This window comes from Streptomyces sp. ICN903, from assembly GCF_022015835.1.
Taxonomy (GTDB): Bacteria; Actinomycetota; Actinomycetes; order Streptomycetales; family Streptomycetaceae; genus Streptomyces; species Streptomyces fenghuangensis.
Genome location: NZ_JAKMAY010000240.1, coordinates 1 through 8,905 on the forward strand (window position 1 = coordinate 1; position 8,905 = coordinate 8,905).

General features: G+C 71.8%; 9 protein-coding genes and 1 pseudogene. 4 read left to right on the forward strand and 6 right to left on the reverse strand.

Annotation, left to right across the window (positions count from 1 at the left end; translation table 11 throughout):
• The 4 genes from L7D48_RS21545 to L7D48_RS21560 all read left to right on the forward strand — a co-directional run.
• Positions 1 to 475, forward strand: a 475-nt coding sequence (locus tag L7D48_RS21545; RefSeq protein ID WP_237881519.1) for an FHA domain-containing protein, incomplete at its 5' end; no start/stop codon positions are given.
• A 145-nt stretch (positions 476 to 620) separates the two neighbouring features.
• Positions 621 to 1,349 carry an ABC transporter ATP-binding protein gene (locus L7D48_RS21550; RefSeq protein WP_237881521.1) on the forward strand — a complete coding sequence of 243 codons (729 nt, stop codon included), beginning with the start codon at positions 621 to 623 and terminating at the stop codon, positions 1,347 to 1,349.
• Positions 1,346 to 2,416, forward strand: a complete 1,071-nt coding sequence (locus L7D48_RS21555) for an ABC transporter permease (RefSeq protein WP_237881523.1) — start codon at positions 1,346 to 1,348, stop codon at positions 2,414 to 2,416. Before L7D48_RS21550 ends, L7D48_RS21555 begins: the two co-directional genes overlap by 4 nt.
• A gap of 110 nt (positions 2,417 to 2,526) precedes the next feature.
• Positions 2,527 to 2,931 carry a globin gene (locus L7D48_RS21560; protein WP_093849237.1) on the forward strand — a complete coding sequence of 135 codons (405 nt, stop codon included), beginning with the start codon at positions 2,527 to 2,529 and terminating at the stop codon, positions 2,929 to 2,931.
• Positions 2,932 to 3,060: 129 nt separating this feature from the next.
• Here the strand turns inward: L7D48_RS21560 and L7D48_RS21565 are convergent, their stop codons facing one another.
• The 6 genes and pseudogenes from L7D48_RS21565 to L7D48_RS21590 all read right to left on the reverse strand — a co-directional run.
• Entirely contained in the window at positions 3,061 to 3,792 is a 732-nt protein-coding gene (locus tag L7D48_RS21565) for a hypothetical protein (protein WP_237881525.1), read from the reverse strand.
• Positions 3,789 to 4,229, reverse strand: coding sequence for an acyl-CoA thioesterase (locus L7D48_RS21570; protein WP_374493182.1), 441 nt, complete (start codon positions 4,227 to 4,229; stop codon positions 3,789 to 3,791). Before L7D48_RS21570 ends, L7D48_RS21565 begins: the two co-directional genes overlap by 4 nt.
• Before the next feature lie 6 nt (positions 4,230 to 4,235).
• Positions 4,236 to 5,900 carry an energy-dependent translational throttle protein EttA gene (ettA, locus tag L7D48_RS21575; RefSeq protein WP_237881527.1) on the reverse strand — a complete coding sequence of 555 codons (1,665 nt, stop codon included), beginning with the start codon at positions 5,898 to 5,900 and terminating at the stop codon, positions 4,236 to 4,238.
• 215 nt (positions 5,901 to 6,115) lie between these two features.
• Positions 6,116 to 7,561 carry a Cys-Gln thioester bond-forming surface protein gene (locus L7D48_RS21580; protein WP_237881529.1) on the reverse strand — a complete coding sequence of 482 codons (1,446 nt, stop codon included), beginning with the start codon at positions 7,559 to 7,561 and terminating at the stop codon, positions 6,116 to 6,118.
• A 180-nt stretch (positions 7,562 to 7,741) separates the two neighbouring features.
• Positions 7,742 to 8,137, reverse strand: a complete 396-nt coding sequence (locus L7D48_RS21585; protein ID WP_237881531.1) for a single-stranded DNA-binding protein — start codon at positions 8,135 to 8,137, stop codon at positions 7,742 to 7,744.
• Between the two features lie 197 nt (positions 8,138 to 8,334).
• Positions 8,335 to 8,905 (reverse strand): annotated as a pseudogene (locus L7D48_RS21590) (ATP-binding protein); the annotation flags it as partial.

Here is an 8,905-nt window from a genome sequence, read left to right on the forward strand (position 1 = left end):
GCAGCAGCCGCAACAGCACCACCAGCCCCCGCAGCACCACCAGCAGGGGCCGCCGCCCCAGCAGCAGCCCGCGAACTGGGCGGTGACGGTCGGGCCCGACCACGAGTACTTCACCGCGATGATGCGGCGCAGCGGCCCCGAGGCGGCCGGGCTCAACATGCCCGCCTACACCGCCGAGCAGCGCGTCCAGCTCAGCGGCCCCCAGGTCACCATCGGCCGCCGCCGCCACTCCACCGGCGAGTCGCCCGACATCGACCTGGGCCGCTCGCCGGAGGACCCGGGGGTCTCGCACCAGCACGCGGTGCTGGTGCGGCAGCCCGACGGAAGCTGGTCCGTGGTCGACCAGGACTCCACCAACGGCACCACCATCAACGGCGCCGAGGACCCGATCCAGCCGTTCGTCCCCGTCCCGCTCCAGGAGGGCGACCGGGTGCACGTCGGCGCGTGGACCACGATCACCCTGCACCGGGGCTGACCCCCCGGACCGGCGCCGGCCGGCGCCCCGGCCCGTCCGGGGCGCCACCACCTGGGCCCCGGCACAGGCGCCGGTCCGCCCGATGAGACAGCCCCGGGTCCCGGCCAGTGCCGGAAGGTGATGTTCCGGCACTAGCCTCCGTTCCATGACAGACGCCGCGATCACAGTCGAGGGACTGCGCAAGCGGTACGGGGATGTGCAAGCCGTCGACGGGGTGTCCCTCACCGTCGAACGCGGCGAGTTCTACGGCATCCTCGGACCGAACGGCGCGGGCAAGACGACCACCCTGGAGATGACCGAGGGCCTGCGCAGGCCGGACGAGGGGACGGTCCGGCTGCTCGGCCGGTCCCCCTTCCCCCGCGACCCGGCGCTGCTGCGCCGCATGGGCGTCCAGCTCCAGGCGTCGGCGTTCTTCGAGAAGCTGACCGCCCGCGAGCAGATCCGCACCTTCGCCTCCCTCTACGACGTCCCCGCCGAGCGCGCCGACGCGATGCTGGAGACCGTCGGCCTGACCGAGAAGGCCGGCACCCGCGAGAACAAGCTCTCCGGGGGCCAGGCGCAGCGGCTGTCCATAGCCTGCGCGCTGGTCCACGACCCGGAGCTGGTGTTCCTGGACGAGCCGACCACCGGCCTCGACCCGCAGGCCCGCCGCAACCTGTGGGACCTGCTGCGCGCCATCAACGAGGAGGGCCGCACCGTGGTGCTCACCACGCACTACATGGACGAGGCCGAGACGCTGTGCGACCGGGTGGCGGTGATGGACCACGGCCGCGTGCTGCGCATGGGAGCCCCGGCCGATCTGGTGGCGGAGCTGGGCGTGGACTCCCTGGAGGACGTCTTCCTCCAGCTGACCGGACGGGAGTACCGCCAGTGAGCGCCAAGACGTTCGCCAGCCTCTCCAGGGCGATGGCCCTGGGCCTGCTGCGGGACCGTACGGCCGCCTTCTTCATGCTGGTCTTCCCGCTGATGTTCCTGGTGCTGTTCGGCGCGCTGTTCCAGAACGACTCGACGGCGCGGGCGGAGATCGTCCAGGTCGGCCGGGTCGAGATCTTCGACTCCCTGCCGCGCGAGGCGCGCGAGGGGCTGAAGGAGGTCCTGGAGATCAGGCGGTCCGACGACCGGGAGGAGGCCCTGGAGGAGGTCCGCGCGGGCGACGTGGACGCCGCCGTGTGGCAGGAGGGCGACGAGGTGCGGCTGCGCTACTCGGCCGCCGACCAGGTCCGGGCGGGCAACGCGCGGGCGCTGGTCGACTCGGTCGTCCAGCAGGTCAACATCGCCGCGACCGGGCAGCCGCCCGCCTACGAGCTGACCGCCCGCCAGGTGGAGGACGAGTCGCTGAAGGCGATCCAGTTCCTCACCCCGGGCCTGCTCGGCTGGGCGGTGGCGATGGGCGCGGTCTTCGGCTCGGCGTTCACCCTGGTCAACTGGCGCAAGAAGCGCATCCTGCGGCGGCTGTGGCTGGCCCCGGTGAGCGCGGGCACGGTCATCGCGGCCCGCATCGGGGTGAGCGTGGGGCTGGCCCTCGTCCAGACCGCGGTCTTCCTCGGCGTGGCCTCCATCCCCTACTACGGCCTGGAGCTGAGCGGCCACTGGTGGCTGGCCGTGCCGCTGGTGGTGTGCGGCACGCTGGCCTTCATGTCCATCGGGCTGGTCGTCGGCGCCTGGGCGAAGACCGAGGAGGCGGCGAACGGGGTGGCCCAGGTGGTCATCCTGCCGATGGCCTTCCTCTCCGGCGCCTTCTTCCCGCTGGACGTGGCGCCGGCCTGGATCCGGACGGTCTCCGGCCTCTTCCCGCTGACGTACCTGAACGAGGCGATGCAGGACGTCCTCTCCCGCGGCCAGTCCTGGGGCGCGGTGCTGCCCGTCATGGGCGGGCTGCTGCTGTTCGCGGCGGTCCTGACGGCCGTGGCCGCCCGGCTCTTCCGCTGGGACGACGCCTGAGGCCCCGGCCGCCCGCCGGGCCGGGCCCGGGTCCTCGGGGGCACGGGTCCTCAAGGCCATGGACCCCGAGCCCCGAGGGCACGGGCCGGGCATCTGCGACCATGGGGGGCGTGATGGAGATTCCGCGTGGCGACGTGCAGACGCAGACCTTCTTCGAGCAGGTCGGGGGCGAGGAGACCTTCCGGCGGCTGGTGCGCCGGTTCTACGAGGGTGTCGCCGGGGACCCGCTGCTGCGGCCGATGTACCCGGAGGAGGACCTGGGCCCGGCCGAGGAGCGGCTGGCGCTGTTCCTGATGCAGTACTGGGGCGGGCCCCGGACGTACAGCGAGCAGCGGGGGCACCCCCGGCTGCGCATGCGGCACGTGCCCTTCAGGGTCGACCGCGCAGCCCACGACGCCTGGCTGCGGCACATGCGCGACGCCGTGGACGACCTCGGCCTGTCCCCCGAGCACGAGAGGCAGCTGTGGGACTACCTGGTCTACGCGGCCGCCTCGATGGTCAACACCCCGGACTGACCCCCCGCACCGCGCACGCACACGGCGCACACGGCGATGCCCCGGCCCTTCCCGCTCCACGGGCCGGGGCTTTCCCGATGTCGCCCACGGAGGCGTCCACGGAGGTCTCCACGGGGAGCGGAGACGCTCTCAGAGCGGGGTGACGCTCAGCCCCGGCACGCCCCGCCCGGTGCCGCGCACGGCGACCGAGCCGTACGGGGTGCGCAGCCGCAGCCAGGTGCCGGCGGCCAGCACGGCCACCGCGGCGGCGGGCTCGCCCGCGGCGGGCGGCGGCGGGCCCTGCGGGCCGGCCGCCAGGGCCGGGCCGCGCGAACGCAGCATGCCCAGCGCCTGCGCGGCGTGCACGGCGCGCAGCGGCAGCCCCGTACCGCCGCCCAGGGGGCGGGACCAGATCTCCTCCGCCAGCGCGTCCAGCGCCTCGCGGGTGCGCTCGCCGGGCGCCAGCGCCTCGCTGCGCCGCCGGAACTCGGCGACCACCGAGGCGGCCGCCGCGCGCACCGACTCGTACGGCAGCTCGCCCACCGGACGCCAGCCGCCGCGCGGCGGCAGCAGACCGGCCCAGGGCGGGCCGGTCACGGCGGCGGGCACAGAGGCTGACTCGGAGTCCTCGTCGAGACCCTCCAGCAGTTCCCCGGCGGAGACCGTCGCGTCCAGATCCGCCGGTTCGGTCAGCCGGGCGGTGCGCACGGCCAGCACCTCGAAGCGGGCCGGGCGCGCGAAGACGCCCAGGACGCCGTCGCCGGTCGCCCGAAGCCGTACCGCCGCGGTCTTCTCCCAGCGCAGCAGCCGCCCCAGGAGGGCGGCCAGCTCGGCCGCCTCCCCGGGGTCGGCGAACACCAGGCGTGGGGGTTGTCCGCTCATGCGGCGGCGGCCCCCGTCGCGCTGTCGTCCAGGTACTCCTTGAGGAAAGCCTTCTCCTCGTCGGAGAGCCGGCGCGGACGCTCGCGCTCCAGGTCGTACGGCACCACGACCGTCGAGGCCCGGACGTAGACGGTGTCCCCCTCGCCGGGGCCGTCCTTGACCTCGTACTCCACCGTCAGCGAGGCCGCACCGATCTTCGTCACCCACAGCTCGACCACAACCGGCTCGTGCCGGTGCACCAGCGGGCGCAGATAGGAGATCTCGTGCCTGGCCACCACCGAGCCGCCGGTGAAGGCCCCCGACGCCGCCTGGCGGGCGAGCCGGAACATGAAGTCGATCCGCGCCTCCTCCAGATACCTCAGGAACACGACGTTGTTGACGTGCCCGAAGGAGTCCATGTCGGACCAGCGCAGGGGGCAGGGGAATGTGTGGCGCACGCTTCCTCAGCCCCGCGTCAGCTTCTTGTAGGTGGTGCGGTGCGGACGGGCGGCGTCCGGACCGAGCCGCTCGATCTTGTTCTTCTCGTACGACTCGAAGTTGCCCTCGAACCAGAACCACTTGCTCTCGCCCTCGTAGGCGAGGATGTGGGTGGCCACGCGGTCCAGGAACCAGCGGTCGTGGGAGACCACCACGGCGCAGCCGGGGAACTCCAGCAGCGCGTTCTCCAGCGAGGACAGGGTCTCGACGTCGAGGTCGTTGGTCGGCTCGTCGAGCAGGAGCAGGTTGCCGCCCTGCTTGAGGGTGAGCGCCAGGTTCAGGCGGTTGCGCTCACCGCCGGAGAGGACCCCGGCCGGCTTCTGCTGGTCCGGGCCCTTGAAGCCGAACGCGGAGACGTAGGCGCGCGAGGGCATCTCGACCTGGCCGACGTTGATGTAGTCCAGCTCGTCGGAGACGACGGCCCACAGCGTCTTCTTGGGGTCGATGTTGGCGCGGGCCTGGTCGACGTAGGAGATCTTGACCGTGTCGCCGATCTTGATGGTGCCGGAGTCCGGCTCCTCCAGGCCCTGGATCATCTTGAACAGCGTGGTCTTGCCCGCGCCGTTGGGGCCGATGACACCGACGATGCCGTTGCGCGGCAGGGTGAAGGAGAGGTCGTCGATGAGGACCTTGTCACCGAACGCCTTGTGCAGGTGCTCGACCTCCACCACGACGTTGCCCAGACGCGGGCCCGGCGGGATCTGGATCTCCTCGAAGTCCAGCTTGCGGGTCTTCTCGGCCTCGGCGGCCATCTCCTCGTAGCGGGTCAGACGCGCCTTGGACTTCGCCTGGCGGCCCTTGGCGTTGGAGCGGACCCACTCCAGCTCCTCCTTGAGGCGCTTCTGCCGCTTGGCGTCCTTCTGCCCCTCGACCTTGAGGCGGGCGGCCTTCTTCTCCAGGTAGGTGGAGTAGTTGCCCTCGTAGGGGTGGGCGCGGCCGCGGTCGAGCTCGAGGATCCACTCGGCGACGTTGTCCAGGAAGTACCGGTCGTGGGTGATGGCCACGACGGTGCCCTCGTACTTGGCCAGGTGCTGCTCCAGCCACAGCACGGACTCGGCGTCCAGGTGGTTGGTGGGCTCGTCCAGCAGCAGCAGGTCGGGGGCCTCCAGCAGCAGCTTGCACAGCGCGACGCGGCGCTTCTCACCACCGGAGAGGTTGGTGACGGGCCAGTCGCCGGGCGGGCAGCCCAGGGCGTCCATGGCCTGCTCCAGCTGGGCGTCCAGGTCCCAGGCGTTCGCGTGGTCGAGCTGCTCCTGGAGCTTGCCCATCTCCTCCATCAGCTCGTCGGTGTACTCGGTCGCCATCTGCTCGGCGATCTCGTTGAACCGGTCGAGCTTGCCCTTGATCTCCGCGACGCCGTCCTGGACGTTCTCCAGCACCGTCTTGGACTCGTCCAGCGGGGGCTCCTGCAGGAGGATGCCGACGCTGTAGCCGGGGGCGAGGAAGGCGTCGCCGTTGGACGGCTGCTCCAGCCCGGCCATGATCTTCAGCACCGTGGACTTTCCGGCGCCGTTGGGGCCCACGACACCGATCTTCGCTCCGGGCAGGAAGCTCAGCGTGACGTCGTCGAGAATCACCTTGTCGCCGTGCGCCTTACGCGCCTTGCGCATGGTGTAGATGTACTCAGCCAAGAGAAACCGTCCGGCAATCAGGGAGTGGGCAGATACACCCCATCTTGCCGCACCCCCGCGCTGGGACGAAAACGAGTACCGCGGCGACCTGTGTCACGGCCCCGGGCCGTGAAAAGACCGCGTGCCGCCGCAAGCGGTGCGGCGGCACGCGGCCGGGTGGTCCGGGCGGATCAGGCGATCACGCCCGGACCGGTGGAGCCGTGTGAGGCGACGGCTCAGTCGTCGGAGCCGGCGGTGGCGGGCTTCTTCTTCCGGAGGAAGAAGACGGCGGCGCCACCGAGGACCACCAGGGCGAGGGCGACGCCCGCGATGATCGGGGTGTTGCTGCTGCTGCCGGTCTCGGCGAGGTTGCCGTCGGTGTCACCGGTGTCGCCGGTGTCGCCGCCGACGGTGGCCGGGCTGGGCTCGGTGGAGGGCTTGGGGCTCTCCTCCTCGCCGCCGCCGTTGCCGCCGGTGGTGGTCTCGGTCTCGCAGTCGAGGGTGCCGGTGAAGGTCTCCTTGAAACCGTTCGGACCGGTGATCGTGATGTTGTACTCCTGGTCCTCCTGGACCGGGACGGTCACGGTCTCGGAGCCGCCGGCCGGGATCTCGTACTCCTTGCCCGCGAGGGAGAAGGAGAACGGCTCGTCACCCTCGTTGGTGGCGGTGACGTCCACGCCGCCCTTGACGCAGTTCTTCTCGGCGGTCACGGCCGGGATCGGGCCCTCGTTGGCCCAGTTCGCGGTCGCGTTGGCGGTGACGCTGGAGCTGCTGGAGCCGGCCAGGATCTGGGTCTGGCTCGGGTTCTTCGGGTCGACGCTGGTGAAGGCGCGGCCCACGGCGACCTCGGTGTTGGCCTGCGCGGTCAGCGAGGCGGTGCCGGGCTCGGTGCCCTTGGGCACGTCGAAGAAGAGCTGGTCGCCCTCCTTGGCGGTGGTCACCGCGTTGCCGTCCTTGTCGACGACCGTCACACCCGCGTTCGCGGCCTCCGCGCCGGGCGCGACGTTCACGGTCTGCGCGTTGGTGCGGACGGTGACCGGGCCGAGCTTCTCACCGGCCTTGCCGGAGACGGCGGACGGCTCGAGCGTGAGCGAGGCCTTCGGCTCGGCGAGGTTCTGAGCCTCCCGGATCAGGTACTCGGCGAGCTTGTCGGCGTTGTCGTCGTCCGCGTCGACCTTCACGTTGTCGGAGAAGTGCCAGATCGCGATCTGGGTGCCGGCGGCGGCGGTCTTCTCGGTGAGGCTGACGCCCTCGCCGGCCTTGCTCGCGAGCGCCGTGAGGTCGTTCACCTGCGGGTAGGAGTTCTGCAGGATCCAGAGGATCTTGCCCGCGTTCTCGTTGTTGTGCAGCGTGGACTCGTCCCAGGACGCCTCGCGGTACTTGGCGCCCGCGACCGTCCCTCGGCCGACGTCGATGCAGTAGGTCTTCAGGGTGCCGCCACCCTCGACCTGCAGCTCGAACAGACCGGCAGCGGTGTTGCCCGGATTGGGACCGTTGAGGATCTTGACACCGGAACCGATCGTCACACCGGCCTTGGGCAGGGTGGCGAGCACGCCGCCCTGCTGGTTGTTCTCGTCTGCGACGGCGGTCCCCGCGCCGGCGATCGCTCCTACCGCCAGCATGCCCGTGGCTATCGCTGCGGCGGCGAAACGGGCGGGACCCCGTCCGCGTACAGAAATCATGGTCTGGTCGTCCCCTCGTCAACCCCCGTGTCTCAGGGGGTGATCGTAGGGAGCAATCGGAACGCGGTCCCCAGGAATATCAGACGTTACACACTCCGATTCCCAATCGTTATCAGGGAATGCCGCGGAACCGCACTCACTGCGACATAGGGGCAGTTACCGGCTGGTTGTGTGTAAGTCTCATGGACTTGCGGCCGGTTCGCCGGTGGGAACGGCCCGTACGACACGGCGGAACGACGAGGTGCCCCGGGCCAGGTCGTGCCCCACCGCCGTGGCCTCGATCTCCGCCGACGTCCAGCGCTTCCCGTCGCGCTCGCCCTGCTGCACTCGCAACCGCCCCTGGACGACCAGGGGTTCGCCGACGGTCACGGAGGCCGCCAGGTTCTCCGCGAGCCCCCGGAACGCCCATACCGTGTAGAAGCTGGTGTAGGCGTCCGTCCAGCCGCCCCGCTGCTCGTCGTAGCGCCGCACCGTGGTGGCCAGCCGCAGCCGGGCCACCGGATGACCGGACGCCGTCGTCCTGGCCTCCACCGCCGACGCGGCGTTGCCGACCACCGTCACCGTCGTCTCGTTCACTGGAACCGCCCCCGTCCTCTTCCCGTTCGCTCCCGTACGGCTCGTACGGGTCGTGCGAGCCGTACGGGAGCGATGCTGCCCGCCCGAGACGATGTCCGCCGCGGCCTGTGGAGTACCGCCGGGTTGTGGACAACCCGGCCACCCGGACGGGTGACCGGGTGGCAGGGCGGCCGGGCAGAAGGTCTCCCGGTCCGGCCTCAGGCGCGGTCCGTGCCGCCCGCCGCGATGACGTACTGCTCTCGCACCTCCCGGTACCGCAGCAGTTCGGCGGCCACCGGCTCCAGCACCCAGGCCTGGCCCCAGCCGGTCGCCAGCCGCCGCAGTCCGCGCTCCTCCTCCAGCCCGTACGCCCGCGCCGGCCCCCGTGCCGCGATCCGGCAGCACCCGGCCAGCAGCGGACCGCCCAGCGCACCGCCCGTCAGCAGCGCCACCGGCAGCCAGACGCCGCCCCATCCGGGCCCTCCGGCGATCAGGTCCACCAGCAGGTAGAGGCCGATCAGCTGGACGGCCAGCATCAGCCACTGCGCGCAGGCGACCACCGTCCACCAGCGCGGCCTCGGCGGCCGGGCCTCGTCGCCGTCGTCCTCGGCCGACGCGATCGCGTCCTCCAGTGCCTCCGGCAGCCCCAGCGCGCCGCGCCAGGCCGCGTCCCGCACCGAGCGGGCCCACGGCTGCGGCAGCCCGGCAGACGCCTCCTCGGCCAGCTCCCGGACCGCCTGCGCCAGTACGGGCCGGGCCACCGCGGCCCTCTCCGGCGCCGCGGACCCG